At 66.3% G+C, this 24889-nt stretch carries 28 protein-coding genes; 11 read left to right on the top strand and 17 right to left on the bottom strand.

Translation table 11 applies throughout. The annotated features are described in order from the left end of the window. Positions 1-64: 64 nt before the first annotated feature. The 3 genes from ABZX61_RS08855 to ABZX61_RS08845 form a co-directional block, all read right to left on the bottom strand. Positions 65-2050, bottom strand: coding sequence for an ATP-dependent helicase (locus ABZX61_RS08855; protein WP_355192832.1), 1986 nt, complete (start codon positions 2048-2050; stop codon positions 65-67). Beyond that, positions 2047-3993: an AAA family ATPase gene (locus ABZX61_RS08850; RefSeq protein ID WP_355192830.1), complete on the bottom strand. Its 1947-nt coding sequence runs from the start codon at positions 3991-3993 to the stop codon at positions 2047-2049. Before ABZX61_RS08850 ends, ABZX61_RS08855 begins: the two co-directional genes overlap by 4 nt. 718 nt (positions 3994-4711) lie before the next feature. Further along, positions 4712-5818: a virulence RhuM family protein gene (locus ABZX61_RS08845; protein WP_355192828.1), complete on the bottom strand. Its 1107-nt coding sequence runs from the start codon at positions 5816-5818 to the stop codon at positions 4712-4714. Between the two features lie 118 nt (positions 5819-5936). Between ABZX61_RS08845 and ABZX61_RS08840 the strand changes: the two genes are divergently transcribed. Further along, on the top strand, positions 5937-7130 hold the full coding sequence (locus tag ABZX61_RS08840) for a Fic family protein (RefSeq protein ID WP_355192826.1): 1194 nt from the start codon (positions 5937-5939) through the stop codon (positions 7128-7130). Between the two features lie 63 nt (positions 7131-7193). Here ABZX61_RS08840 and ABZX61_RS08835 read toward each other — a convergent pair whose 3' ends face one another. The 3 genes from ABZX61_RS08835 to ABZX61_RS08825 all read right to left on the bottom strand — a co-directional run bounded on the left by ABZX61_RS08835 (position 7194) and on the right by ABZX61_RS08825 (position 10047). After that, complete coding sequence (locus tag ABZX61_RS08835) at positions 7194-7589, bottom strand: hypothetical protein (RefSeq protein ID WP_355192824.1); 396 nt, start codon at positions 7587-7589, stop codon at positions 7194-7196. 430 nt (positions 7590-8019) lie between these two features. After that, entirely contained in the window at positions 8020-8811 is a 792-nt protein-coding gene (locus tag ABZX61_RS08830; RefSeq protein ID WP_355192822.1) for a DNA-processing protein DprA, read from the bottom strand. An 846-nt stretch (positions 8812-9657) separates the two neighbouring features. Then, on the bottom strand, positions 9658-10047 hold the full coding sequence (locus tag ABZX61_RS08825; protein ID WP_355192820.1) for a metalloregulator ArsR/SmtB family transcription factor: 390 nt from the start codon (positions 10045-10047) through the stop codon (positions 9658-9660). A gap of 77 nt (positions 10048-10124) precedes the next feature. On the opposite strand from ABZX61_RS08825, the gene ABZX61_RS08820 reads away from it, so the two are divergent. The 7 genes from ABZX61_RS08820 to ABZX61_RS08790 all read left to right on the top strand — a co-directional run bounded on the left by ABZX61_RS08820 (position 10125) and on the right by ABZX61_RS08790 (position 16034). Then, positions 10125-11204 (top strand): NAD(P)-binding domain-containing protein, encoded by a 1080-nt coding sequence (locus tag ABZX61_RS08820; RefSeq protein ID WP_355192818.1) that lies wholly within the window; start codon positions 10125-10127, stop codon positions 11202-11204. A 114-nt stretch (positions 11205-11318) separates the two neighbouring features. Further along, a complete protein-coding gene (locus tag ABZX61_RS08815) occupies positions 11319-12713 on the top strand; it encodes an FAD-dependent oxidoreductase (protein ID WP_355192816.1) in 1395 nt (464 codons plus the stop codon). Between the two features lie 174 nt (positions 12714-12887). Further along, the gene (locus ABZX61_RS08810; protein WP_355192814.1) at positions 12888-14069 is read left to right on the top strand and encodes an MFS transporter; all 1182 of its coding nucleotides are present in this window, start codon (positions 12888-12890) and stop codon (positions 14067-14069) included. Beyond that, a complete protein-coding gene (locus ABZX61_RS08805; protein ID WP_355192812.1) occupies positions 14066-14413 on the top strand; it encodes a metalloregulator ArsR/SmtB family transcription factor in 348 nt (115 codons plus the stop codon). Before ABZX61_RS08810 ends, ABZX61_RS08805 begins: the two co-directional genes overlap by 4 nt. Further along, a complete protein-coding gene (locus ABZX61_RS08800) occupies positions 14410-15465 on the top strand; it encodes an ArsO family NAD(P)H-dependent flavin-containing monooxygenase (RefSeq protein ID WP_355192810.1) in 1056 nt (351 codons plus the stop codon). Before ABZX61_RS08805 ends, ABZX61_RS08800 begins: the two co-directional genes overlap by 4 nt. 60 nt (positions 15466-15525) lie before the next feature. Next, a complete protein-coding gene (locus ABZX61_RS08795; RefSeq protein WP_355194039.1) occupies positions 15526-15639 on the top strand; it encodes a helix-turn-helix domain-containing protein in 114 nt (37 codons plus the stop codon). A 38-nt stretch (positions 15640-15677) separates the two neighbouring features. Then, entirely contained in the window at positions 15678-16034 is a 357-nt protein-coding gene (locus ABZX61_RS08790; RefSeq protein ID WP_355192808.1) for a metalloregulator ArsR/SmtB family transcription factor, read from the top strand. A 2-nt stretch (positions 16035-16036) separates the two neighbouring features. On the opposite strand, the gene ABZX61_RS08785 is transcribed toward ABZX61_RS08790, so the two are convergent. The 8 genes from ABZX61_RS08785 to ABZX61_RS08750 all read right to left on the bottom strand — a co-directional run bounded on the left by ABZX61_RS08785 (position 16037) and on the right by ABZX61_RS08750 (position 20907). Further along, complete coding sequence (locus tag ABZX61_RS08785; RefSeq protein WP_355192806.1) at positions 16037-16381, bottom strand: helix-turn-helix domain-containing protein; 345 nt, start codon at positions 16379-16381, stop codon at positions 16037-16039. A gap of 77 nt (positions 16382-16458) precedes the next feature. Then, positions 16459-16914 carry a tetratricopeptide repeat protein gene (locus tag ABZX61_RS08780; RefSeq protein WP_355192804.1) on the bottom strand — a complete coding sequence of 152 codons (456 nt, stop codon included), beginning with the start codon at positions 16912-16914 and terminating at the stop codon, positions 16459-16461. An 83-nt stretch (positions 16915-16997) separates the two neighbouring features. Next, a complete protein-coding gene (locus tag ABZX61_RS08775) occupies positions 16998-17405 on the bottom strand; it encodes an arsenate reductase ArsC (RefSeq protein WP_355192802.1) in 408 nt (135 codons plus the stop codon). A 29-nt stretch (positions 17406-17434) separates the two neighbouring features. Continuing rightward, positions 17435-18085 carry an arsenate reductase ArsC gene (locus ABZX61_RS08770; protein ID WP_355192800.1) on the bottom strand — a complete coding sequence of 217 codons (651 nt, stop codon included), beginning with the start codon at positions 18083-18085 and terminating at the stop codon, positions 17435-17437. 2 nt (positions 18086-18087) lie between these two features. Further along, positions 18088-18768: an ArsR family transcriptional regulator gene (locus tag ABZX61_RS08765; RefSeq protein WP_355192798.1), complete on the bottom strand. Its 681-nt coding sequence runs from the start codon at positions 18766-18768 to the stop codon at positions 18088-18090. A 47-nt stretch (positions 18769-18815) separates the two neighbouring features. Next, the gene (locus tag ABZX61_RS08760) at positions 18816-19529 is read right to left on the bottom strand and encodes an MIP/aquaporin family protein (RefSeq protein ID WP_355192796.1); all 714 of its coding nucleotides are present in this window, start codon (positions 19527-19529) and stop codon (positions 18816-18818) included. Then, positions 19526-19873, bottom strand: coding sequence for a metalloregulator ArsR/SmtB family transcription factor (locus tag ABZX61_RS08755; protein WP_355192794.1), 348 nt, complete (start codon positions 19871-19873; stop codon positions 19526-19528). Before ABZX61_RS08755 ends, ABZX61_RS08760 begins: the two co-directional genes overlap by 4 nt. Before the next feature lie 122 nt (positions 19874-19995). After that, a complete protein-coding gene (locus tag ABZX61_RS08750; RefSeq protein ID WP_355192792.1) occupies positions 19996-20907 on the bottom strand; it encodes a Clp protease N-terminal domain-containing protein in 912 nt (303 codons plus the stop codon). 113 nt (positions 20908-21020) lie between these two features. On the opposite strand from ABZX61_RS08750, the gene ABZX61_RS08745 reads away from it, so the two are divergent. Then, a complete protein-coding gene (locus ABZX61_RS08745) occupies positions 21021-21791 on the top strand; it encodes an ankyrin repeat domain-containing protein (RefSeq protein ID WP_355192790.1) in 771 nt (256 codons plus the stop codon). 27 nt (positions 21792-21818) lie between these two features. Here the strand turns inward: ABZX61_RS08745 and ABZX61_RS08740 are convergent, their stop codons facing one another. Beyond that, the gene (locus ABZX61_RS08740) at positions 21819-22850 is read right to left on the bottom strand and encodes an alkylmercury lyase family protein (RefSeq protein WP_355192788.1); all 1032 of its coding nucleotides are present in this window, start codon (positions 22848-22850) and stop codon (positions 21819-21821) included. An 83-nt stretch (positions 22851-22933) separates the two neighbouring features. On the opposite strand from ABZX61_RS08740, the gene ABZX61_RS08735 reads away from it, so the two are divergent. Further along, positions 22934-23329, top strand: coding sequence for a heavy metal-responsive transcriptional regulator (locus ABZX61_RS08735; protein WP_355192786.1), 396 nt, complete (start codon positions 22934-22936; stop codon positions 23327-23329). Positions 23330-23365: 36 nt separating this feature from the next. Here ABZX61_RS08735 and ABZX61_RS08730 read toward each other — a convergent pair whose 3' ends face one another. Continuing rightward, a complete protein-coding gene (locus tag ABZX61_RS08730; RefSeq protein WP_355192784.1) occupies positions 23366-23944 on the bottom strand; it encodes a hypothetical protein in 579 nt (192 codons plus the stop codon). Next, entirely contained in the window at positions 23926-24264 is a 339-nt protein-coding gene (locus ABZX61_RS08725) for a helix-turn-helix transcriptional regulator (RefSeq protein ID WP_355192782.1), read from the bottom strand. The genes ABZX61_RS08730 and ABZX61_RS08725 overlap by 19 nt, the downstream gene beginning before the upstream one ends. An 88-nt stretch (positions 24265-24352) precedes the next feature. Between ABZX61_RS08725 and ABZX61_RS08720 the strand changes: the two genes are divergently transcribed. Further along, positions 24353-24865 carry a hypothetical protein gene (locus ABZX61_RS08720; protein ID WP_355192780.1) on the top strand — a complete coding sequence of 171 codons (513 nt, stop codon included), beginning with the start codon at positions 24353-24355 and terminating at the stop codon, positions 24863-24865. Positions 24866-24889 lie beyond the last annotated feature (24 nt).

Genomic DNA, 24889 nt, shown 5'->3' with positions numbered 1-24889 from the left:
CCAATGCCATCACGTTGCTTAACCGCAGCTCAGATCACGTGACCCAATATCCGAGCGGCGCAGGTCAGGCTTCAGGCCATGCCTGAGTAGTGACCACTCGCTCACGGATACCCGCCTGGTCGAGCAGCGCATAAAGGTCAGCGATTCCGCCTGTGCGGGCTGTCGGGGACGTACTGGTGAAGACCAGGCGCTGGGCCGCGCGGGACAGCCCGACGAAGAACGCCGATGTTGAGCCCTGCACATCCTTTGTATGCGCCCACCACTGCTCGTCGTCGAGGCCAAGGAAGAAGACGGTGTGGTACTCGAGTCCTTTGCTGCGGTGGATGGTCAGCAGGCTGACGGCATCTGCGGCCTCGTACTCTTCAAGGAGGGCTGGCCAGTTGAGCGCAGGATCGGTGACTTGACGTAGCCGGGCGTGAACGCACTCGAGGATGTCCGGGAGTTTTTCGCCGCGGTTGTAGCGGCTGAGGGCGTCGAATCCGATCGCGGCCACTACTCGCTCCAGGGTCTCGGGTAGGAGCGCCTGGGTCGGGGGATGTTCGTTGAGCCAACTGCGCAGTGCGACGATGAGATGGGAGAGTTCGTCGCTGAGGGCGCGGACTGCTGCTTCCTCGCCTGTCGCTCCGCAGATACGTCCCATGGCAGTGGCCACGTCCATCCATACCTGTGGGAGCCCGGCGGGCGTGGCCGCCAGGCGCAGCAACCCGATGAGGAGCTGGGCGACCTCGTTCTTGAGGAGGTCCTGTAGCTTCATTTTTCCGACGCTGGCGTCGTCGTTACGCAGGCGGATGCCGTGATGGGCTAGCTCGGGCTGGAAGAGGAGGTCGATGTCGGCGACCTTCTGCCGAGCGACTAGTGCGAAGTCTGACGCTGCCCGTTTCGACGTAGCGATGTCGTCTGCGATCCATTTGGCTATGGTCTGAGCTTCGCTCTGGCGGTTGCCGAAGATCCATAGGCCGCCCGGCTCGTCTGTGTGCGGATGCTTGGCTTTGGAGATTGCGTGCGTCGTTGATGTGTCCAGTTGGCGCGCGACGATGTGCTGCAGATCCACCAGTGATTCCGATGACCGGAAGTTCCAGGTGAGCTCATGACTTTCGGGGGCGAAGTCCGCAGCGAAGGATTCGAAGGCGTTGGGCAGCGCTCCGGCAAATCCCATGATCCGTTGCTTACGGTCGCCGACGATGGTGACCGTCGGCCTGTGGGCGAACCCAGAGTAGGCAGCGACCGGGCGGTCAGAGTTCCCGAGGGCGGAGTTGGCAACGGTGACATCGGGGGCGGCGAACAGTGAGCGTAGGAAGGAGAGCTGCGCCGATGTGGTGTCCTGGAATTCGTCGACGAAAACGAACGGGTAGGTCAGGCGCAGCGCCCGACCCAGCCGGGGGATGGCTCGCACCAGCAGTTCCCCCAGCCGGTTGATCATGACGAAGTCGAGGCGGGGCTGAGCGGCGGCCAGATAGTGTCGGCGCCACCACGCGAGGGCAGCGAAGGCTACCGGATCGCGCGGAGCGCCCTCGGGCCGTACGAGAGGTAGATCCCATCCGCCTACCACATGAGGAAGGAAAGTTCTGGCCGCGAAAGTCTGGATCGTCGATTGCAGGGCCGGAGGAGTGTTCCGCCGCAGCTGGGCGAGAAACACCTCGACTTGCCTCGTGGAGGGGTACTCGATGATGTAGTCACCAGGCATGGCCCAACTGGCTGGCAAGGAGAGTCTGAATCGATCGAGGAGGCTCTTGGTGAAGGCATCGAAGGTCATCGAGTCGAACCGCCACGCGTGCTCGGGAATCCGTGAACGGACCCGGTTGCCAAGGTTGGCAGCGGCGTCGCGTTTGTAGGAGATCGCGAGAATGCGTCGAGGGGACGGGCATACACCGGTCTGGAGCAGGTAGGCAGCTCGTTGGGCGAGCAGTTCGGTCTTTCCCGCACCGGGACCAGCAGTGACGGAGGTAGACACCGTCGATCGCACCACCTGCCAGGCAGCGGGCTCTAGGTCGTCGATTCCGACCGGACGCCACGCATCGGTGTCTCGTGCCGGGCTTGGGCTGCCGATCATAGGGCCAGCTTCCGCTGGATGTAGGCGACCAGCTCGTTGAGAGCTTCCGGGCCGTGTTTCAGCTGGTCATCGTTCAACCGCGTGAGCGCGCTCAAATGGGTACTGGGCTTAGACCGGGACAGGAACAAGTATCGGTACCAGCGCAGTTCGTCGTCGCGGTCATCCTTGTCGGCTTGATCCGCTGAATCCCAGTAGGAGGTGACGGGGTGGTCGGCGCCCAATACGCTCTCGTGTGCGTTGGAGGGGTGGGGGCCCCGTTCGTTGCCGGTGCGGACCTTGTAGGCATCGGGGTAAGCACGGACCATGCTGTGGTCGAGGTCGAGAGGGCTGCTGAAGAACACGCCGAAAGAACGCAGGTGCGTTGCGACCTCTTCGACCTGGTCGTAGGTGATGTCAGAGGTGATTTCAGCGACGCTCTCATATTCGTCCAGGCCGGCCAATACGTCGACGCCTTGGTCCAGCAGCCGAGTACAAGCGTCTCTCAACCGCCCGGGGCCGCCTCCGGAACGGCCGTAGTCGAGATCCAGGAGTGTGGCATGGGGGATGTCGAGGTCGTTGAGGAGCTTCCAGAAGTGATTGGTGTGGCGTCCGCCGAGCGGGACCATCGCTACGAAGGACGGATCGAGCGCGATGCCCTGTGCTTCAGCGATGCGAGGGATGACGATCTGTTCCGAATCGCCTTCTCCCAGGACGACGAACCGGGCGAAGTAGAGCTCAGGATGTGCCCTGACCGCTTCGCGCACGTATTTGCCGGCCTCGCTGCTTTCCTCGGGAAGGGTGATGGGCCGGACTGATGCGGTGCCGGTATCGGCGGCCAGCCGGAAGTAGCGGATGCTTTCGGGCTCGATGCGCGCCAGAGCTCCGGCGGAGTGGCTGGCGATGATCGCTTGGGCGCGGGGGTTGGCACTAAGCTGTTTCAGCTGGCCGGCGATGCGCGATAGGTAGAACGGTGACAGGCTGTTCTCTGGTTCTTCCACGATGACGACTGTCAGGCTGGGCAGCCGGACGGAGCCTAGGTCGAACTTGTCGGCGTGTACTCCCTCAGCCAGGCCGCTCTCGATATCCAGAGCAGCTGCGGTAAGCGCCAGATGAAGCAAAGAGCGCTGCCCATCGCTCAGCATTTCAGCTGATCGGGGCCTGCCGGTGTGTGTCGGCTCGAACACCAGCTCGGTGTCACGCAGCAGTTGTGCCAGGTTGCCCTCTAGCGGGCGTAGCCGGGGCACGGCGTGTGTGTCGGCGTCGTGGAGTTCCTGCCATCGGCTCGCCAGCGCCGCCTCCACAACGCTGGTGCTTGGCTCGGCGTGAAAGTGGTTCGTAATCGTTGCGGTGGCTTGTGTTACAAGGTCGCGAATCTCCGGCGACCAGCGTGCGGCTCGCCAGATCCGGCTGCGCAGAAACGTGGCCAGCTGGCGGGCGCCGTCACGCGACGCCGGAACGTAGATCACCTGGATGCGCGAACGCTCAGCGGGCGGCAGTGGGTGGGTGGCGTCGCTGCCATACTTCTCATCGAGGGTCAAGACGGTTTCGTACGTTTCGGTCACCGAGCCGTCGAGGGTGCCATCAGCTTCCCACGTTGCTTTCAGGACGATGCGGCATTTGAACGTTCCATCGGCGGTGGAGGCCATGCGGTGGAAGAACTCGGGGACCGTGATGTTGCCCAGGTCGCTCTCCTCCTCCAGTTCGGGGAAGGCAAGCACTGCCTCGATAGTCAGGTTCCGACTTTCAGGTGGAGTGGTCTCTCCTGCTGGCACATGGAAGTCGTCGGCACGGACGCCTCGATCACTGGCGCTGATGCCGAACAGTCGAAGCAGAGCTTGGCAGGCTGCGGTTTTGCCGGCCCCGTTGGCGCCGATGAATGCCGTAAATCCGTCACCAATACCGATAACCGTCGGGGTGGGGCCAAAACATTGAAAGTTTCGTAGGGTAACGCTCTCGATGTGCAATCTGATACATCCGTCCATATGGTACAAATTCGACATTGTAGAAGGCGATATTGCTGAGCACGTTTCAACAGGTGCGCCAAGCGTCACGCCATCTTGGCAGAAACTATTCGCGAGGAACGGCTCAATGCGTAGAACGATATGACTGTCACGGAGAGTCATCGTTGCACGCTTGCCGAAGTACTTGAGTATGACTAGACCAGGAGTCGCTATGACTCCGGTTCGTCGAGTGGTCGGTTGGCATGCACAGCGCAACGGGTTTCCGGACATGCCAAATGGAGAAGATTCTCAACCAGCTAGGTCATTGTGCGCCGGGCTAGGCGGCTGAGGGGCGAAGTTTCGGACTCCCACAGGTTATCGATCTCCCGGGGCACCACACTGGAAGCCAGTCTACGCGCGGCGATACGAGCAGCCGGGCTGACCAGCTCTCGGCGGGTAGCGGACATGAAGAATTCACCTACGTCTTTAGAAGATCAAAGGCGGCGCCATGCTCGGCAATGACGTCGACGTGCGGGCGGGTCTTCAGGAAAGCAGGGCGCCGGAACGGGGCCATCGGGATGTTGGTGCGATGGTGTCATCCTCGGCTTCGTAGAGAGCGCGCTGCAGATTGCCTCCGGGCTCCTTGCGTTGAATGGAGTCGTCGTGCTCACGCCAGCCTCCACAACGACTCCTGCGAACTCCTGAAGGCACTTCCGACCTCAGGAATCCGGAACCGCGAGGTTTACTCGTCTCGGGCGGCACGAATGTCGTTCTCGATGGCCTCCAGGTCGACGAGAACAGACTCGACCGCCTCTGCTTCCTGGAGCAAGCGGGCCGTCTCCGCCTCATGCTCCTTTTCGGCGAGCGCCGCGGCGATCTCTTTGCGCCGCTTGTCGAACAGCGCAAACTTCTGATTCGTAGTGGCGAGCATGGCGTCGTGAGACACCTTGCCAGCGCCGTTTAGGACGCCGAAGTCGTTCATCTCGATGAAGCGGTCGGCCTGCTTGGCCCAGTCGGCCATCGTCATGGCCTTGCGTCGGCGAGCCTGCAGTTCTGCGTAGTCCAGGAACTGGGTCGTGAGGATGTTGAGCATCTCCATCTCCTCGTGGTTGAGGTAGTTCTTGGAGATGCTGACGTCCTCTTTGCGTACCTTGTCTCCCCTCCAGCAGGTGAGCCCCATGTTCGGCTTGTCGGGATCGGCACGGTTTAGGACGAGTTCGGCGGCGGTATGCCCTGTGACGGCGAAGACGAGCTTGTTCTGGATGGAGGCGAAGAACTTCTTCGCCGTGGGCGCCTTGGAGTCGTAGTCGACGCTGGTGCTGAAGACGTCGCGCACCTTCTGGTAGAACCGCTTCTCGGACGCCCGGATGTCCCTGATGCGCGCGAGCAGCTCGTCGAAGTAGTCGATGCTGTCCGGGTCCTTCAGGCGGTCGTCGTCCATCACGAAGCCCTTGACCAGATATTCGCGGAGCGTCGTCGTGGCCCACTGGCGGAACTGGGTACCTCTTGGGGAACGCACCCTGTAGCCGACCGCAAGGATGACCTCGAGGTTGTAGCAGTGGATCTCGCGGCGAACGAGCCGTTCGCCTTCCTGACGAACTAGAAAGAAACTCTTTCCAGTTGCCTGCTCTGGCAGCTCCTCATCCTCGTAGATGTTGCGGACGTGCTGTCCGACGTTCTGAGGCGTGACACTGAACAGCTCCGCCATCTCGCTCTGCGAGAGCCAGACCGTTCCGTCAACGGCACGCATCTGTACCTGCGTCCGTCCGTCCACTGTCGTATAGAGGATGAGCTCTCCTGGACTCTCAGCCACAGTCTTCCCTGCCTTCGATCCGCCCTTGCCTTCCACACGATCCATTAGACACCCTTGGAGACACACATGTGGACACATGATGAGACATACTGGCAGGTAACGATCTCCTAAATGCCCTTCTACCTGCGCATATGGATGGCATAGAATTGGACACATGAGCCGACATTTCACGCGATCGCATCCATGGATTGCGTTCGACTTCGACCCCCGCGAACAGCTCGACTACCGCACCTGGATGCTCCTCGGCGAGGTGCTCTCCAAGGTGGCGCACATCGCTGGCGCCCCCCTCCAGCCGCAGCTAGCCGATGAGCTCAACCAAATCTTCCTCAGCAGGAGCGCTCACGCGACCACCCGCATCGAGGGAAACACGCTGTCGGAAGGCGAGGTACTTCGGCGAGTCCGCAACGAACTCGATCTTCCGCCATCCTTGGAGTACCTCGGCCAAGAAGTCGACAACATCGTGGACGCTTACGACCTGATCGAGTCCGACCTAGAGAGCAGAAGGTCGCTTGCTCTGACCCCTGAGCGTGTCAAGGAGCTCAACCGGCTCGTTCTGCGTGACGTCCCGGGGACCGGCAGTATGAAAGCGGGCGAAGTGCGGGCCGAGAGCGTACTCGTCGGTAACTATAGAGGGGCGCCGCCGGAGGACTGCGAGCACCTACTTGATCAGCTATGCAAATGGTTGCGGGTGATCTCTAGAGTTGCAGGTCCGGAGTTACAGCAGCCAGCTGCGATCTTGTCGGCCTTCCTTGCTCATCTGTACATCGCGTGGATCCATCCGTTCCGGGACGGTAACGGGCGTACAGCGCGACTGGTGGAATACCAATTGCTCCTCCACGCGGGCGTGCCAAATCTCGCCGCCCATCTGCCGGCGAACTTTTATATGCGCACTCGTACGCGCTACTATCAGGTCCTAGAAGACAGCAGCATGCTGCCCTACGGTCCGGTCGGCTTCCTCTACTATGCTCTGCAGGGGTTCGTCGACGAGCTACGTGAACAAGTCAGGACGATTCAAGCACAGCAGTTGATGGTAGCCTGGGTTAATTTCGTTCATGAGACGGTCACTGACGGCCATACCGCTGCTAGCGTCCGTCAACGGCATCTGGTTCTAGATCTTCCAATCGGCGAGTGGACCTCCATCAGCAAAATCCCAGAGCTTACACCTCGTCTTGCCCGTGAATATGCAGGGAAGACCAGACGGACGGTGAGTCGGGACGTGAACGCTCTGGAGGAGCTTGGATTGATTCTGAAAGTCCGTGGTAACGTCTGCCCTTTCATTGATCAAATGCGCGCTTTCCTTCCGCTGAAAGCAAAAACGGACGAAAATCAAGAACCAGGCGAGGACTGATCAGAGCAGTATGGGTTGAGTCCAGCGCGGCGTCCGTCGTTGATGGATCGCCGCTTAGTTTGGTCACCCGTGGGCATTGTATTGAGCAGCCTGACTTGCAGGTCCAGTCGATGTGTCGCACAGGCAGCAGCGATCGAAGCAGAAACGCTCGGCCGAGGCATTTGCCCAAATTGAGCGATTCGCATCGTTGTAACTCTGATCAATCAGTCTCGCGATCACAAGAGCAACAACAGCGTCGGCCCCGGCACGGGTCATCGCCGAAGCCGCGCTCTGCACCGATCCCCCGGATACATAAAGCTCGCTTAATAGCAGTACCTTCTCGCCCTTTACTCGCTTTGATGCCTCAAACGCATATTCGTGGGACTTATGGTCAAGGAGGGCTGCCGCGCCTCGGCCCAGCGAAAGAATGTCGTCGTACAGATCCCAAAGATCGGGGATTTGTTGAACGAGTCGCTGCATGGGGTGAACTGCCAAGCCTGATGAAGAACAGGTCTAGGCATCGTGGTTACCATCGTGAAGTTGCCGCCAGCCAACTCCTGCAAACATGAGGCGTGACGACGGTAGAAGCGCGTTGTGACATCGCCGAGGATCGCCATGAGGTCAATGCTGTCTGGCGCTGGAGGAGGCTGATCGTAGTAGGACACATATGTGTATAGCTGGGATCCCCGCTCTTCGGTATCAACACACAGAGAAATCGGGATAACGTGGATCGTCGGCTGGGATACCTCTCGCAGGACAACTTCACAGCCAGCGCAGATCGGGTGCGGCTTGCCGGTGAGATCGTCGTTTGGCCCCGAGTGGCAGATCCGGCAGACTCCGGGGCGTACAGCCGGAACATTCCTAAGGTGACGGATGTACCGCTCCATCAAGTCGCGGTGAACATCCATGATCACAGGGCTGTCATACGAGGGGTCATATCTACCACATTGACGACCTGCTTCGTGAGGTCGTCAATGTCCTGAACGGCAGTGATACCTCCCCTGAAACCTATCCGGCTGACCCACTGTTGTTCCTGGTGAAGCTTGTGGGGCACAAACACGTGCTTGCTATGATCGAGAGCGATCTCAGCTTGAAGGTGAGAAGGGCCACCATCATGCCCGTCAACGACATAGACGGAATCAGCTAATCCGCTGGTCACGACACGTGACAGCTCGATTGTCTTGCTGGTTGGTATGGCGTCGGGCCAGAACTGGGAGACGACCGCCCCGCTGCGGGCTATCTTCTCGGCCACATTGGCGTGCTCAACCGGACCGATAGGCATTGTGATGCCCCCCGCCAAAACCGCGATGGTGCGCCCACCGGCCCGCAGGGCGGCGGTGTGGATGGCGGCGTCTACATCGGAGCGCAGCGCGGCCACGACGGTCAGGCCGGCCTCCACCAGAGCTCGAGCTGCCTCGCAGGCTTGGGCGATGGTGTAGTCGCTATCGCCAATCACGGCGACAGATCGGTAGTCCTCGGCCAGCAGTCCGCCGCGGACCCACAGGAAGGGCTGGACGTTGTGGGCGAAGTAGAAGTTCGACGGGTACTCCGGCTCCAGTACGGTGACCAACTGGGCGCCTTGGGCATGAGCTGCCGCGATGAGATTCTTGGCCCAAGTATGGTCGTTAGGCTGCAGTCGGGCAACGAGCTCTGTGGCATGCGTCTCGTCTCGCTTGCTCAGGCCAGCGAAATCGCTGTCCATCAGACGTAGGGCGCTTCGCCGCGCCGCGATGACGCGGGCAGTGCGGTTCCAGGGGCCTGGAGTGGCTCTGGTCAGGGCGAGCACTGCAGCTCGCTCTTCGGTAGTTAACGACATCTTCCTACCCCATCTATGGCTGATACGACGTGCAGGAGACACTTACAGGAGACGGCTAGTCAGCTGAAGCGGTTGGCGAACCACGGGTTCTTGTCTACTTCCGGACGGTGGTACAGGTGCTTCCATCGTGTCGAGAGTTAGTGATCAGGGAAGTGGAATCGCCGAATGGTCTTGATACGGGTCTGTAGGGCGCCAAACTCCTCCAGCCCCCTGACCTGGGACGCTGTCGCATGATGACAGCCTGCTGCCGGGACAGGCTTGAGTAACCGCTCAACAATGTTTGAGCGGTTGCTTAAGAGGTGATCTTTGTATATCGAAGACTTGCAGGTCGGATCGTTGGACGCAGTTTTCGGCACTCGCAGTGATCGCCTCGGCGGCCTGATCCATAAATATGCGCAGGTCGCGTAGGGCGGCCGAGTTTCTGGCACCCACAGGGCTGCGCCTCTGGACGGACTGGCGGCGGCCAGCACATCCCTTTGTGGCCACCGCCGCGCCTGGTGGGGGACATCTTGCGAGCGTTTGGCCACCCGGACGTCCTGCACATCACGACGGAGGGGCAAATTGCCCCGAGCCGTTGAGGGCTGCACCAGGGAGCGATCGCCTCCTGGCCGAAGGCTTCGGATACTGGCCGTGTGGCAGGTGGGTGGCGATGGAGAGCCCTTGAGTCCGTAGGCCCCGCCCAGGAGGACAAGGCGTGCGTGCTGGGGGTTGCGCACGCTCAGGCGGCGGATGTCAGCAGCAAAAGCGCAGATAGGTCTGCAGATCCCCGAGGGTGCGGGCGACGCTGTCGCGGTCGCCGCGATACAGCACCTCCTTGCCGTCGCGGCGGGAGGTGACGATGCCGCCGCGGCGCAGCAGGGCCAGTTGCTGGGAGGCGGCGGACTGGCTGATGCCGGCGCGTTCGGCGACCTGGTTGACCGACAACTCGGCGCCCTGGGCGAACAGCAGCATGATCTGCTGGCGGCCCGGGTTGGCCAGCGCTTTGAGGAAGTCGTGGGTGGCCTGGGACAGCTGCGGTGCGCATGAGGCGCCGTCCGGCCCGCTCGACGCGCAAGACGGCGCCATCGCTTCGGGCGTAGCCGGGGTGGTGGACCCTGCGGAAGATGTTGTGGTCTCGGCCATGCCTGCTCCCTTCCGTCTGCACCCTATCGTTCACATCAACATATTGACATATTAGAAAATGACGATACGTTTCGGGCATGTCCATCCATACCGAATCCGTGCTAATCGTCGGGGCCGGGCAGTCCGGACTGGCCGCCGCACACGCCGCTCTCGAAGCAGGGCTACGGCCCGTGCTGCTGGAGGCAGCCGACCGGGCCGCCGGGTCCTGGCCGCACTACTACGACAGCCTGGCCCTGTTCTCCCCAGCTCGCTACAGCAGCCTGCCCGGCCTGCCCTTCGAAGGAGATCCACACCGCTATCCGCACCGCGATGAAGTGGTCGCCTACCTGAAGCAGTACGCGGCCGGTCTCGTACGGCGGGGCACCGAGATCCGTACCGGGACCCGCGTCATCGAGGCAACCGCAGACGGCGGGCACGGCTTCGTAGTGCGCCTGGCCGACGGCCAGGAGGTGACCGTGCCGCGCCTGATCTCCGCCACAGGTTCCTTTGGCCGGCCCTACCGGCCCGCCCTTCCCGGGCAGGAGAGCTTCACCGGGCAGATCCTGCATGCCGCCGACTACCGCGCTCCTGAGGCGCTGGCGGGACAGCGCGTGATCGTGGTCGGCGCGGGCAACTCGGCCGTCCAGATCGCTTACGAACTCGCCGAGCACGCCACCGTCACGCTGGTCAGCCGTGCCCCGATTCGGTTCCTGCCGCAACGCCCGCTCGGCCAGGACGTGCACTTCTGGTTTCGCGTGACGGGCTTTGACCGGCTGCCGCTGCGCCGCGCCGACCGCCCACCCACTGGGCCGGTACTCGACCCCGGACGCTACCGCGAGGCGCTGCGCTCGGGTCGACTGGAGCGTCGTCCCATGTTCGCCCGCCTCGACGGCGAGAAGGCGGAGTGGGCCGATGGTCGCCGCGAAGGCGTCGACGTGGTGCTGCTGGCCACCGGCTACCGCCCCAACCTGGACTACCTGGCACCGCTGGGCGCGCTGAGCGGCGATGGTCGCCCGCGCCAGGCCGGCGGGCTGTCGACCACGCACCGCGGCCTGGGCTACCTCGGGCTGGAGTGGCAACGCACGCCGGCCTCCAACAGCCTGCGCGGCGTCGGCGCCGACGCCCGTTACCTGCTGCGCAAGCTGGCCCCTGTCGGCAACCAGGCTGCTTCGACATAGCTCTAATTTGACATAGCTCTAATCAGTGAGGCATGCTGCCGACTAATTAGAAGAACATCTATCCAAGGGGTGGCGGCTCGCCCCTGGAGTCCCGTCTCATCAGGGAGAACACTCATGAGTGATGGATGCTGCGGCACCACCGCGATCGAGATCGAGCAGTTCACCACGGCCGAGCAGACCGACACCCTGCCCGTGGTCGTGATCGGCGCCGGCCCAGTCGGCCTGGCCGCCGCCGCGCAACTGGCCGAACGCGGCCTCGACTTCCTCGTCCTGGAGGCAGGGGAGCAGGCAGGGGCGTCCGTCGCCAAGTGGGCGCACGTGCGGGTGTTCAGCCCATGGAAGTTCAACATCGACGCCGCCGCCCGCCGCCTGCTCGAAGCAGACGGCTGGAGCGCACCGGACGCCGAATGGCTGCCGACCGGCGCCGAGCTGATCGATGACTACCTGGCCCCGCTAGTCAAACTGTTCGGCGACCGGGTCCGCCTGGGCTCGAAGGTGACCGCGATCAGCCGCCTCGGCTACGACCGGGTCCGCACCAACGGCCGCGAGCAGGCGCCGTTCCTGATCCGCCTGGACGACGGCCAGGAACTGCAGGCCCGAGCCGTCATCGACGCCTCCGGCACCTACGTCAGCCCCAACGTGCTCGGCGCGAGCGGGCTGCCCGCCCACGGCGAGGAGACTGTCGCCGAGCTGATCGACCACGCCCTGCCCGACGTGCTCGGCACCGACCGAGACCGGTACGAAGGCACACGCGTTCTCGTTGTCGGCGCGGGCCACTCGGCCGCCACCACCTTGCTCACCCTGGCCCAGCTGGAGGACACCCCGATCACCTGGGCGATCCGCGCGGGCAACGCCAGCCGCACCTACGGCGGCGGCGAGGCCGACGCCCTGCCCGCGCGCGGCGCGCTCGGCACCCGCCTGCACGCCCTGGTGGCCTCCGGCCGCATCCAGCTCGTGACCGGCTTCTTCGCCCACCGCGTCGCCGCCGTGGACGGCGGGGTCGAGGTGATCAGCCGCGACCCGTCCGGCGCCGAGCAGTCGATCGTCGTGGACCGGATCATCAGCGCGACCGGTTACCGCCCCGACCACTCCATCGCTGCCGAGCTGCGCCTGGACCTGGACCCCATCCTCGGCTCCACCCGGCAGCTCGCCCCGCTCATCGACCCGAACCAGCACTCCTGCGGCACCGTTCCACCGCATGGTGTGGACGAGCTGGCCCACCCCGAGCCCGGCTACTACGAGGTCGGCGTCAAGAGCTACGGGCGCGCCCCGACCTTCCTGATGGCCACCGGCTATGAGCAGGTCCGTTCGGTCGTGGCCGCCCTGGCCGGGGACTGGGAGGCGGCCCGAGACGTCCAGCTCGACCTGCCGGAGACGGGCGTGTGCTCCTCCTCGCTGGCCGAGGCCCAGGAACAGCGCGTCGGCCTGGCCACCGGCATCAGCGGCGGACTGCTGTCCACCCCGCTCCCGCTGGTCACCGTGTCCAGCGGTGGCGGTTGCTGCGGCTGACGTGAGACTGAACGTGTCCGAGAGATACCCCAGCACCGACACCGCCGAGTCCGGTAACGGCGCGTGGCGGACCACGGCGGACGGCCGTGGGGGCTCGTGAGCTCCACTGCCAAGGCCGCCGCCCCCACGACACGGGGCGGCGGCCGATCCGGCTCCTTCCACGGATGGCGGATCGTGGCCGCGCTGGCCGTCACCCAGACCATCGGCTACGGCGTGCTGTATTACGCCTTTTCGGTCTTCCTCATCCCCATGCAGCGGGACCTGGCAGCGGCCGGTACGCAAGTAGCCGCCGCGCTCACTCTGGCCGTACTCACCACCGCGCTATGTGCACCGCTGGTCGGCCGCTGGCTGGACGCCCGCGGCGGCCGCGGCCTGATGAGCGTGGGTTCAGTGCTTGGCACGTTGGCCGTGCTCGCCTGGTCACGCGTGGAGACGCTGCCCCAGCTGTACGGCGTTTTCCTGGCCATCGGCATCGCCTCGGCCATGGTGCTGTACGAGCCCGCCTTCGCCGTCATCGTCAGCTGGTTCGACGGACACGGCCGGGCCAACGCGCTGCTGGCGCTCACCATCGTCGCCGGGTTCGCCTCCTCCATCTTCCTGCCGCTCACCGGCCTGCTGGTCGAGCAGTACGGCTGGCGTCAAGCGCTGGCCATCCTGGCCATCGGCTACGGCACGCTCGCTATCCCGCTGCACGCCCTGGTACTGCGCCGCCGCCCCGACCACGCAGCCACGGCCAAAGCGGCGGCCCGCACCGACCTGGTCAAGGCCGCCGTCCGCGCCCGGCCGTTCTGGCTGCTGGCAGCGGCCTTCACCGCCCACGGCGGCGCGGCGGCCACCATCGCGGTCCTGCTGGTGACCTACCTCGTCCACCTCGGCCACAACCCCGTCTTCGCCGCCGCCATCGCCGGCCTGCTCGGCGTGCTCTCGGTGACCGGCCGCCTGGTCACCACCGGCCTGCGCCGCCGGTGGGCAGCGGCCACCGTCGCGGCCACGATCTTCGCCCTGCAAGGGATAGGAGCGCTGCTGCTGCCGCTCATCGGCGCCAGCGTGCCGGGCGCGATCTCATGCGTGCTGCTGTTCGGAATCGGGTTCGGCGTCGGGACGATCACCTTGCCGCACCTGCTCGCCGAACGGTACGGCACCGCCGCCTACGCCACCTTGTCCGGCCGCATCGCGCTGTTCTCGGTCGCCGACAAGGCACTGGCCCCCTTAGGGGCTGTCGCCCTGGCCCAGCTCATCGGATACGCCTGGGTGATGGGGGCCGTCACCGCAGCGTGTGGGATCGCCGCGTTCACACTGGTCGTCTACCATCGCCTATCATTTAGACAAATATCTAAGCAGGAGGTGTCGTCGTGACCGCCACCGCAGGAGTGTGCTGCGCCCCCATTGCCCGCGAGCCGCTCTCGGAAAGCGACGCGGCCGACCTCGCCATCCTGCTGAAGGCCGTCGCCGATCCCGTACGGCTGCGCCTGCTGTCGATGATCGGCTCGCACCCGGGCGGGGAGGCCTGCGTGTGCGACCTGACCGACGCCTTCGACCTGACCGCCCCCACCATCTCCCACCACCTCAAAGTGCTGCGTATGGCCGGGCTGATCGGCAGCGAGCGGCGCGGCACGTGGGTCTACTACTGGATCGTCCCCACGCAGGTGGCCCGCCTCGGTGCGCTGTTCACCCCGCTGGCCGAACCCGCCACCGTATGACACGTCGAGTCGACGTCCTGGTCATCGGTGGAGGACAGGCCGGGTTGTCGGCCGGCTACTACCTGCGCCGCGCGAAAGCCGACTTCGTCATCCTGGACGGTCAGGACCGGCCAGGCGGCGCCTGGCAGCACACCTGGGATTCCCTAAAGCTGTTCTCGCCCGCCCCTTACAGCTCGCTGCCCGGCCGGATGATGCCGCAGCCGCCCGGCGGCGGCTACCCGAGCGCCACCCACACCGTCTCCTACCTCACCGACTACGAACGGCGCTACGAACTCCCCATCGTCCGCCCCGTGACCGTGAAGGCGGTACGGCCCGACGCGAACCGTCTGCTGGCCGAGACCGATCAGGGGGACTGGGCGGCCAGGATCGTGGTCAGCGCGACGGGCAGTTGGTCTCGCCCGTACGTCCCCCACTGCCCAGGCATCAGCGACTTCCGGGGCAGGCAACTGCACACCGTCGACTATCGCGATCCCGAGGCCTTCCGCGGCCAACGCGTGGTGGTCGTCGGCGGCGGCAACTCCGCCGCCCAGATCGTGGCCGAACTCTCCACTGCCGCGCAGACCACCTGGGTGGCCCGGCGCCCGCCGCGCTTGCTGCCCGACGACATCGACGGCCGGGCGCTGTTCGACCTGGCCTCCCGCCGCCACCGTGCCGCTCTGGCCGGGCAGTGCGATGAGGGGGTCGGCGGCCTGGGCGACATCGTCGCCGTGCCAGCCGTGCGCGAGGCACGCGATCGCGGAGCGCTCAAAGCCGAGCCCATGTTCAACAGGATCACCCCCACCGGCGTCACCTGGGCCGACGGCGGCCAGCTGGCCTGTGACGCCATCATCTGGTGCACCGGCTTCCGCCCCGCCCTCGGACACCTGGCCCCACTGCGACTGCGCAGGCCCGACGGTCTCATCCCCACGGAGGGCACCCGTGCCGTCGGCGAGCCGCGCCTGCACCTTCTTGGCTACGGAGACTGGACCGGCTCCGCCTCCGCCACCCTGATCGGCGCAGGCCGTACCGCCCGTCAGATGGTCACCGAGATCACCAACCGACTCCAAGCTTGAGCATCGTGCAGTGGCTGGCCGCGAGGAGGCCCGCGTTGTCGACTTGACCGGCGAGACACCATCGCGGTGCACATCAAACAGCTGCGCCGCAGGGTCGGCGACGACCAGGCGCATCCCACCATCATCTGCACCGTGCGCGGTGTGGGCTATCGCATCGTCCATCCCGGTGACTGAGTGCGGCCTCCTCCCGGTGCGCTCCGTACACTGATCGGGTGGAGCAGGACGGGATGCCGTTGATCGACCAGGACGAGCACAGCCATGCCGAAACCTCCGCGTCCGCCCGTCCCGAACCGCTGCCGCGGTCAGAGGCCGAACGGCTCGCCGAGGCGTTGAGAGCGGTCGCCGACCCCACCAGACTCCAGTTGCTCAGCATGATCACCGGTAGCCCGACCGGCGAGGCCTGTGTCATCGACCTCACCGCCCCGCTCGGACTCACCCAGCCCACGGTGAGCCACCATCTCAGGATCCTTGTCGAGGCGGGGCTGCTCACCCGGGACAAGCGTGGCAAATGGTCCTGGTACGCCGTCGTCCCCGAGGCGATGAGTGCGCTCCGCGGTCTGCTGCCCTGACCTCATCGCGGCGGGCGCACCAACTGGGCTATCGCCACCCGGGTGACGCAGTAGGACGGCGTCTCGTTGACGTGGCAGACGTCCAGGCCGCCTGCGGCGACCAGGGCCTTCACGTGCGCGGTGACGGTGGTGAGGGGCTCGCCGAGGCGCTGGGCGAGCTCCGTCGCGTCGGTGCAGTCGCCTGCGGCGGCCAGGCTCAGGATGCGTAGCCGCGTGGCATCGCCGAGTACCCGGAGCAGGTCTGCGGTGCGCTCGGCGACCTCGCGGTCGATCGGCGGGCCGGGCACCGCCTCATCGCGTGCCCGAATGGGAGCCGGTTCCAGCGCCAAGACGTCAGAGACGGACATGCCTTGATCCTTTGCGGTCGGCTGGTGCCAGTTCAGAACGTGTCCCCGAGAACCGAAACGGTGGTGATGGCTCCGCGTCATCTCAGGATGACGCGTCGCCACCAGGGCTTCCGCTGTTCGCGTGCCTGGTTAAGGCTTGCGAGGCTGTTCGCCTGATCACGGCTGAATGCTTCCTCGCAGACGGCGGGAGTCCCTCGGTAGAGCGCGACGGCCTGGTCCTTCGCCCCTGTCGCGGCAAGGACGCGGGCCAGGTCGTTAGGGCTGCTCAGCGTGTCGGGATGATCCGCGCCTAGCAGCCGTTGACGGCAGGCGAGGGTCACCTCGTGGAGGGCGATGGCGTCTTGCGTATGGCCCGTCGACTCCAGCACGCCTGCCAGCAGGCCCTGGCTGGACAGGGTGTCGGGATGGTCGGCGTCGAGCAGTCGATGACGCTCGACGACAACCTCCACGAACAGGGCGATGACCTCTTGCGCCATCTCCTGCGCCGAACTGAACGCCTCTCGTGCGTGGGGAGGCGGGTTTGGCGTCGTCATGGCGATTCACCGCGGCGCAGCGGCGTGTGTGCTGCGGCTCGGCCCATCGATAGATGAGTCACCTTCCTGCCCTCCCTTGGGGCTCAATCTCCGGCCAGAATCTCGCTGATCAGCTTGTCGATCCGGGTGCGGATCTCGTCGCGGATGGGGCGTACGGCCTCGATGCCCTGGCCTGCGGGGTCGTCGAGCTTCCAATCCTCGTACCGCTTGCCCGGGAAGATCGGGCAGGCGTCGCCGCAGCCCATGGTGATGACCACGTCGGAGGCTTCGACCGCATCGACGGTGAGGATTTTGGGATGGGCGGCGGTGATGTCGATCCCGACCTCGTGCATCGCCTCGATCGCGGCCGGGTTGACCTGGTCGGCGGGCGCCGATCCTGCGGAGCGGACCTCGATCCGATCGCCCGCCAGGTGGGTGAGCCAGCCGGCTGCCATCTGGGAGCGGCCGGCGTTGTGCACGCAGACGAACAGGACGCTGGGCTTGCTGCTCAAGAGTTGGTTCCTTTCGGTTGTTTCCGTCTTCAGGCCACGGGGATTTCGAGGTCGTTGAGCAGGCGGCGCACTCGGCGTTCGATCTCGTCGCGGATGAGCCGCACGTCCTCGACGCTCTTGCCCTCAGGGTCATCCAATTCCCAGTCGAGGTAACGCCTGCCCGGGTAGACGGGGCAGGCGTCGCCGCAGCCCATGGTCACCACGACGTCGGCGGCACGGACGATCTCCTCGGTCCACGGCTTGGGGAACTCGCGGGAGATGTCGATACCCCGCTCGGCCATCGACGCCACCGCGGCGGGGTTGATCTCGCTGGCGAACTCCGAGCCGCCGGACCAGGCCAGCGCGTGGTCCCCGGCCAGGTGCTGGAAGAAGCCCATGGCCATCTGGGAGCGTCCGGCGTTATGCACGCACAGGAACAAGACGATGGGCCGCCCGTCGTTGTGGCCTTCGACGCGGGCCAGGGCGTTCAGGCGCTGGCGGGCGAAGCGTTCGGCGAGCAGCGGCAGGTAGTTGGGGATCGTGCTGTGCAGGGCGAACTGGTCGTAGCTGGTGTGCAGGAACCGCTCGATGGTCTCGGTGCCGAACGTGCCGGTGAACTCCTCGCCGAGCCGGCGGGCGGCCGTGAGCAGGGCGTGCTGCTGATCGATGGACAGGTCCAGGCGGCGGTAGGTCTGCGGCATGGCTACTCCTGGGGCGGATGGATGGCGGGTGCCAGCCGTTGCACGCGGTCGGCGATATCGGTGTAGGCGCGCTCGAACGCCTCGTCGCTGCCGGTGGGGACCGGGTCCGGGATGGACCAGTGCAGCCGTTCGAGGTCAGCGAGTTGCTCGTGGGCGGTGTCGCAGACGGCTACGACCAGGTCGTCGGGGCGCAGTGTCTGATCCACGTGACTGGTCGTGGCGTGGCCGAGGTCCAGGTCGTGGCGTGTGGCGAGGGCGAGGGCACGGGGGTGTACGTGTGGTGCGGGCGCCGTACCCGCCGAGGTGGCTGGCACGGCGCTGGCGCGGGCCCACAGGGCGGCGGCCAGTTGGGAGCGCGCGGAGTTGTGGGTGCAGACGAACACGATGCGCGGGGCAGGACGGGCCGCCGCGGGCACCAGGCCGGACAGGGATTGCGGGATTAGGCGCAGGTAGGTGCGGCGGCGGTCGCCTTCGGAGCGGCGGCGTTCGATCACGCCCGCGTCCTGCAGCAGTTTCAGGTGGTGGGCGAGCAGGTTGGTGGGCAGGCCGAGTACCTGCCCGACTTCGCCCGGGGAGGCGTCGCCCAGCAGCAGCCGGTCCACGATGGCCAGCCGGCCCGGGTCGCCGAGCGCCGCGTGCACCCGAGCCCGGGCCTCCAGCGAGGAAAACCCATCAACGTTCATTGAGTCAATGATTATTGAGGCATTCCTCGATGTCAAGCGGCCGCTGGTCAGCGCGCCTCTTGATGGGGCACAACCGACTCTGCGGTACCCACCTCAGGGCGACCGAACAGGCCATGCACCAACGCCAGGCCGATGACGCCGCCGACCAGCTGGGCCACGATGAAGCCGGGCACCGAGGCGGGCGCGATGCCGGCGAAGGTGTCGGAGAAGGCCCGGCCGATGGTGACGGCGGGGTTGGCGAAGCTGGTGGAGGAGGTGAACCAGTAGGCCGCCCCGATGTAGCCGCCCACCGCCAGCGGGGCGACGGCCCCACGACCCGACCGGGTCAGACAGAAGATCACCAGCACTAGGCCGGCGGTCGCGACCACTTCTCCCAGCCACAGATGCGCGCTCGATCGCTGGGTGACCGACAGGGTGACCGCGGGCTTGTCGAACATCGCGTTGGCCAGCACCGCACCGCCGATGGCGCCCAGCACCTGGGCGGTGATGTAGCTGCCGAGCTCGCTGCCGGACAGGCCCTGGCCGCTCTGACGTCCCTGCCACCAGTCGGCCAGCGACACCACCGGGTTGAAGTGAGCGCCGGAGACTGGGCTCAGTATGACGATGAGGACGGCCAGGCCGAAGACGGTGGCGGTGGAGTTCTCCAGCAACTGCAGCCCCACATCCTGCGGGGACAGCGTCTGCGCCATGATCCCCGAGCCCACCACCACCGTCACCAGCAGCGCGGTGCCGAGGAACTCGGCCAGCAAACGGCGCTTCACTTGCCCACCTCCACGGGCGCCGCCAGCAGCGCGGACAACTCGGCGAGCCTTTCCGGCACGATTCGGTAGTACACCCACGAGGCGCGCCGTTCGCTGGTCAGCAGGCCGACGTCCTTGAGCACCTTGAGGTGGTGGCTGATCGTCGGCTGGGCCAGGTCGAAGCTCGCGGTCAGGTCGCACACGCAGGCCTCGCCGCCCTGGTGGCTGGCCACGATCGACACGATGCGCAGCCGTACCGGATCGCCCAGGGCCTTGAACACCCGCGCCAACGTCGCCGACTCTTCCTCGCCCAGGGGCTCACGCGCCAGCGGCGAGCAGCAGTCCAGCACCTTCAACATATCCATAGACATCAATATTGACGTCCATGGATATCGGTGAGGACACGGCCGGATGAACCGCAGGTGGACGGCATTATCGGAGCGCCCATGTCGTCTGCGCAGCGTCGTGATCAGGGTTTGGCTGGTGATCAGCCAATGAGGCGTCGGCCTGGTTGCAGATCTCGTTTCGCCTGGTCGTGCTGGGTGGCGATGATCTCGGTGGCGATGGTGACGCATTCGCCGCAGATCTGCACGCCGGGGCCGTGGACCATGGCGCGGTGCGGGTCGGTGCAGCCGCAGAACGAGCATGCTCGTACGCCGGTGCCGAGCTTGCCGATCTTGCGGGCGCGGCGCCCGGGGCGGGGCGGGGCCGGGATCCACTCGTTGAGTGCCTTCTTGATCTGGGCGGTCTCTGCGCCCAGGTCGTCGAGGATCCGGTGGGCTGAGCAGCCGGGGTCGGTGGCCAGCATGAACAGGAGGTGCTCGGTGCGGGCCAGGTTCTGGCCACGGGTGGCGGCGAAACGGCGGGCACGCAACACAGCGTCGTGGGCCTCACCGTCACCCACCATGCGGCTGCCCCCGTCTCCCTCATACGGATGCAACAGGCGGGAGCCGGCTTCGAGGATCTTCTCGCGGGTGACGCCGACCCGGTCCAGCGCGTTCGCTGCCAGGCCGACCTGAAGCAGACCGAGCAGCAAGTGCTGGGTTCCGGGCACGCTGTTCTCCGCGTCCGCGGCCTCCTGGGCGGCCTGCAAGCAGGCGGCCAGGCGGGGATCGATGGCGGCCGGTTCGGTGGCGGGGCCGCCGGTGACCGCCAGGCGCGGCGCGTACCGCTGGCGGGCGGCCTGCTTGGAGATGCCCAGGCGGTCGCCGATGTCGGTCCACGACAGGCCGGCCTCGCGGGCAGCCTGGACGTAGTGGTCCACCATGGCGTCACCGGCGGCGCCCACCAGGCCGGCGTACGTAACCGCGGCCTCCAGCAGCGCGAGCGGATCGGTTGAGGAGGCCCGCTCGGCAACGGCGTCGATCATGACTTGGGTGTTCAGCGCGGGGCTGTCCATGCCGACAACATTAGATTGTCGATTCGCCCTCGACAACACGAACTTGTCATGCTCTCATCAAGTGCGGGGCGGACCCTCTGGCGAGCTGCGAGGGGGGTCGCGACAATGAGCCGGTGCGCTACCTGGACACTGATGATGCGCTGGCGGTTGCGGCGGTAAAGGCCATCCATCGTGGCGACGTCGGCGAGTTGCGCCGTTTGCTGGCCGCCCATTCCGGTCTGGCTCGGGTGCGGTTGGGGGATGAGGGCGGCATGTCGCGCACGCTGTTGCACGTGGTGACTGACTGGCCCGGCCGCTTCCCAAACGGCCCCGGCCTCGTGGGCGAACTGGTGGCGGCTGGGGCTGAGGTGGATGCCCGCTTCGCCGGCCCGCACACTGAGACGCCGCTGATGTGGGCGGCCAGCAGCGACGACGTGCCGGTGTTGGACGCTCTTCTGGACGCCGGCGCCGACATCGACGCCACCGGCGCGGTGATCGGTGGCGGCACCGCACTGTCGGACGCGTGCGCGTTCGGGCAGTGGAACGCCGCGCGCCGGCTGGTCGAACGCGGCGCAACCATCTTGCTGTGGGAGGCGGCCACGCTCGGGCTGATGGACCACATCGCTGCCGCGTTCGCTGCGGACCCGTCTCCAGGCGCAGATGAGGTGACGCACGGGTTGTGGGCGGCCTGCCACGGCGGCCAGCAGCAGGCCGCCGCGTTCTTCCTGGCACGTGGCGCCGACATCAACTGGGTTGGTTACGACCAGCTGACCCCGCTGGATGCCGCCCGCCGCTCCGGTGCCGACGAACTGGCCGCCTGGCTCATCGAGCACGGCGCCCGCTCCGCCACCCGCGCCGAGCTGACCCTCGCGCCCGCCCGGCCGAACGAATCTGATGACGAATGAGATACCTGCGGGTCGGGGCCGCGTGGGTCACGGGGTGGGGCCCGGGCTGGCGGCTAGCAATGGGCCGAAGATGGCCACGCCCAGTTCCAGCGCCGTGTGTTGGTTCAGGAGTCGGCCGTGCACCTGGGGGTGCGTCTCGGCCCAGGCCTGTGCGGTGGCCGGGGCGGTGAAGAAGTTGACGTGGCCACAGCACGCCTGCGCCGCCGCGACGACCCCTGACGCGCAGGGCTCGCAAGCTGCCTGCTGCCCGGCGAACACCACGGAGGTGCCTGGCGCCCACGCAGCCTGCCCAGCAGCGGCGACCTCCACAGTGACGACCTGGCCGCGGACAGGGTCTACCGAGCTGATGCGTACGTCGCGGCAGAGCATCGCGGCCATGCCGAGGGCATCGATCGCGCACATCGCGAACACCTCCGGTCCGTCAGCGATGCGCACTCGGTGCGCAGTGGGCGCCGCGGAGAAGGGATAGGCGGCGCTGATCTGGCCAGCGTCATCCAGGCGCAGGAAGTCGGCCGCGTGCAACTCGGCCAGCACCTGCTCGGCACTCACGCCGTACAGGGCGGCCACGCGCTCCAGTTCGCCCGGCTGCCGCGCCGCTCCCGTTTCGGCGAAGCCACGCAGCACTTGCTGATGCACCGCACGCAGCCCGCCTTCCACGGGGGCCACTCTCCCCGCTCCGGCGCGGCCCAGCGCATCCGCCCACACCGGCGTTGGCCCCCCTCTGGCCGGGCCGCCGTCTGCGAGCACCTGGCCCAGCACCCGGCGCAGTTCCGTGACCGACGGCGCTCCCTCCAGCCGGCCGTGCTCATCGCGATACATCCGGCATGCCAGCCCGATCGGCAGTGTGTCGTCGGCGAAGGGGTCGATCCAGTCCACCAGCAGCGTCGGTGAGCCACGCATCCGCCAGCGCGCTGCTTGCCTGGCATCGGTCACGGTGTGCCGCGTGATCGAGACTCGCTCGTTCGCGTCCAGTTCGGTGAGCACCCGCGCCAGCCGCTCCCCCAGGATGGGCGCGTTCGGGCAATCGGGCACCGTCACCACCGTCAGCTCCATCGCCATGGCCTCCTCACTTCGCCGAGTGCCTGTCGCCTCGACGGTAAAGCTTCCAGCGCACTGGAAGGTCAAGGCCGTACGCTGGAGACGTGCGCATCGGGGATCTCGCCGCTGAGGTCGGCGTCACCACCAAGACCATCCGCTTCTATGAACAGGCCGGGCTGCTTCCCCAGCCGCCGCGCACCCCCGCCGGCTACCGCGACTATCCGGCGGTTGCCGCCGAGCGCCTGACCTTTATCCGGGACGCGCAAGCAGCCGGGCTCACTCTGGCTGAGATCCGCGGCGTGCTGGCCATCCGCGACGCCGGTCAGCCGCCCTGTCACCATGTGACCGCCCTCATCGACACCCACCTGCAGCAGGTGGAGCAGCGCATCGCCGAACTGCTGGCCGCCCGCGCCGCCCTGCGGGCCTTGCGGCAACGGGCCACCAGCGTCGACCCGGCCCAGTGCGACCCAACCAGCATCTGCACGATCCTTACCCCCTGACTGGGGATTGAGCGTCAGGGCCAACAGGCCGGTTGCTCAGCGGGTGAGTGCCGCAGGCATGGCCCGGAGGGTGGCCAGGATGCGAATCAGACTCGCCGGCACAGCCACCAGCAGCGGCCACACCACGCTCGACGACATGCTCATCGCGGCGGCGATCATGCCGATATCCAGGGTGATGAGGCCGGTCGCGGCGGCCAGCGTCGCGATGCGCGTTCGCCGGTAGGCGTGCTTTGCCCGCGCGACCGTCAGCAACGTGAGGGCGGCCCCGACCAAGACCATGCCGTAGGCGATGCGCACGACGAGGGGAATGGGCCAATCCCACACCCGGGCGGACAGGAGAGTCGGCCCCCAGACCACCCCCATGATGGGTCCGGTGGCCAGCAGCGTCAGCGCCATCCGCCGCCAGGGAGATTCCCGGACGAATGCGGCGGTGATGGTGTCGGCGTCGCCGAACTCGGCGATCGCCGCACGCGCGGCCACATCGGGATCGTGTAGCTCGGCAAGCCGGGCTTCGTAGGCCTCCTGCAGCCCGTCGGCCAGTTCCTCCACGGCCTGTGCCGGGAGCCGCTCGGCCAGGATGGCCAGCTGCGCGGCGATCAGCTCGTGGCCGGCCATGGGCGTGTTCTCAGCGCTGCGGTGACGGCGGATGCGAACTCCAGCCAGCTGTCGCGCTCGCCACCGAGCGCCGTGCGTCCCGCGGCGGTGAGCGCGTAGGTGCGACGGCGTCGCCCGCCCACCACCGACCAGCTACCGCTGATCAGCCCGGCCCGCTCCAGCCGGTGCAGCGCAGGATAGACGGTCCCAGTAGGCAGGTCGATGCGGCCGTCGGTGATCTCACGCAGTGTTTCTTTGACGGCGTAGCCGTGCAGCGGCCCGGCCTCTAGCGCGGCCAGCAGCAGGCCGTCCAGGTGTCCTTTGAGCGCTTCTGCCCTCATAGGTAGTAACGCTATATCGGGCCTTCCTCGCCAGCAATTGCCGGAGTAGCGTCCCTATATATAGCAATGCTACTTATCGCAGGTGGCGATGGACGAAATCGATGTCTTCGGCATCCCGGTACCGGACGCCGGGCCGGTGTTCTTCACTGCCCTGGGCGTCCACGTGGCGGCCGGGCTGTGCTGTGTCGGGTGCGGGGCCGTCGCGGCCCTGTCACTCAAGGGCGGCGCCTGGCATGTCCGGTCCGGCCGGATCTACCTGTGGGGCTTGGGAGTGGTGTGGGCGTCGATGGCGGTGCTGTCGGTGATCCGCTGGCGAGAGAACGCCGGCCTGTTCGCCGTCGGAACGCTGGCCCTGGTCGCCGCGCTGGCCGGGTACACGATGCGCCGCCGACGGCCGGCACTGCACATCACCGGTATGGGAGCCTCCTACATCGCGCTGCTGACCGGCTTCTACCTCGACAACGGCCCGCACCTGCCGCTGTGGGAACAACTACCGCGCTGGAGCCACGGGGCGTTGCCGAGCGTGGTGGGCGTGCCGTTGATCGCCCTTGCCCTGTGGCGCAGAAGTCCCATGCGGACGGCGAAGAAGGTGACGTCGTGATCATTCCTCTGATCGAAGCGGCCG

The organism is Nonomuraea sp. NPDC003709 (assembly GCF_040610775.1).
GTDB classification, from domain to species: Bacteria; Actinomycetota; Actinomycetes; order Streptosporangiales; family Streptosporangiaceae; genus Nonomuraea; species Nonomuraea angiospora_A.
This window is presented reverse-complemented; position numbering and strand designations above follow the sequence as displayed.

Coding starts and splice junctions, on each gene's coding strand:
- ABZX61_RS08855 (WP_355192832.1), bottom strand. CDS start 2,050: ATGATCGGCAGCCCAAGCCCGGCACGAGACACCGATGCGTGGCGTCCG.
- ABZX61_RS08840 (WP_355192826.1), top strand. CDS start 5,937: ATGAGCCGACATTTCACGCGATCGCATCCATGGATTGCGTTCGACTTC.
- ABZX61_RS08835 (WP_355192824.1), bottom strand. CDS start 7,589: ATGCAGCGACTCGTTCAACAAATCCCCGATCTTTGGGATCTGTACGAC.
- ABZX61_RS08830 (WP_355192822.1), bottom strand. CDS start 8,811: ATGGACAGCGATTTCGCTGGCCTGAGCAAGCGAGACGAGACGCATGCC.
- ABZX61_RS08825 (WP_355192820.1), bottom strand. CDS start 10,047: ATGGCCGAGACCACAACATCTTCCGCAGGGTCCACCACCCCGGCTACG.
- ABZX61_RS08820 (WP_355192818.1), top strand. CDS start 10,125: ATGTCCATCCATACCGAATCCGTGCTAATCGTCGGGGCCGGGCAGTCC.
- ABZX61_RS08815 (WP_355192816.1), top strand. CDS start 11,319: ATGAGTGATGGATGCTGCGGCACCACCGCGATCGAGATCGAGCAGTTC.
- ABZX61_RS08800 (WP_355192810.1), top strand. CDS start 14,410: ATGACACGTCGAGTCGACGTCCTGGTCATCGGTGGAGGACAGGCCGGG.
- ABZX61_RS08785 (WP_355192806.1), bottom strand. CDS start 16,381: ATGTCCGTCTCTGACGTCTTGGCGCTGGAACCGGCTCCCATTCGGGCA.
- ABZX61_RS08780 (WP_355192804.1), bottom strand. CDS start 16,914: ATGACGACGCCAAACCCGCCTCCCCACGCACGAGAGGCGTTCAGTTCG.
- ABZX61_RS08770 (WP_355192800.1), bottom strand. CDS start 18,085: ATGCCGCAGACCTACCGCCGCCTGGACCTGTCCATCGATCAGCAGCAC.
- ABZX61_RS08765 (WP_355192798.1), bottom strand. CDS start 18,768: ATGAACGTTGATGGGTTTTCCTCGCTGGAGGCCCGGGCTCGGGTGCAC.
- ABZX61_RS08755 (WP_355192794.1), bottom strand. CDS start 19,873: ATGGATATGTTGAAGGTGCTGGACTGCTGCTCGCCGCTGGCGCGTGAG.
- ABZX61_RS08750 (WP_355192792.1), bottom strand. CDS start 20,907: ATGGACAGCCCCGCGCTGAACACCCAAGTCATGATCGACGCCGTTGCC.
- ABZX61_RS08740 (WP_355192788.1), bottom strand. CDS start 22,850: ATGGCGATGGAGCTGACGGTGGTGACGGTGCCCGATTGCCCGAACGCG.
- ABZX61_RS08730 (WP_355192784.1), bottom strand. CDS start 23,944: ATGGCCGGCCACGAGCTGATCGCCGCGCAGCTGGCCATCCTGGCCGAG.
- ABZX61_RS08725 (WP_355192782.1), bottom strand. CDS start 24,264: ATGAGGGCAGAAGCGCTCAAAGGACACCTGGACGGCCTGCTGCTGGCC.
- ABZX61_RS08720 (WP_355192780.1), top strand. CDS start 24,353: ATGGACGAAATCGATGTCTTCGGCATCCCGGTACCGGACGCCGGGCCG.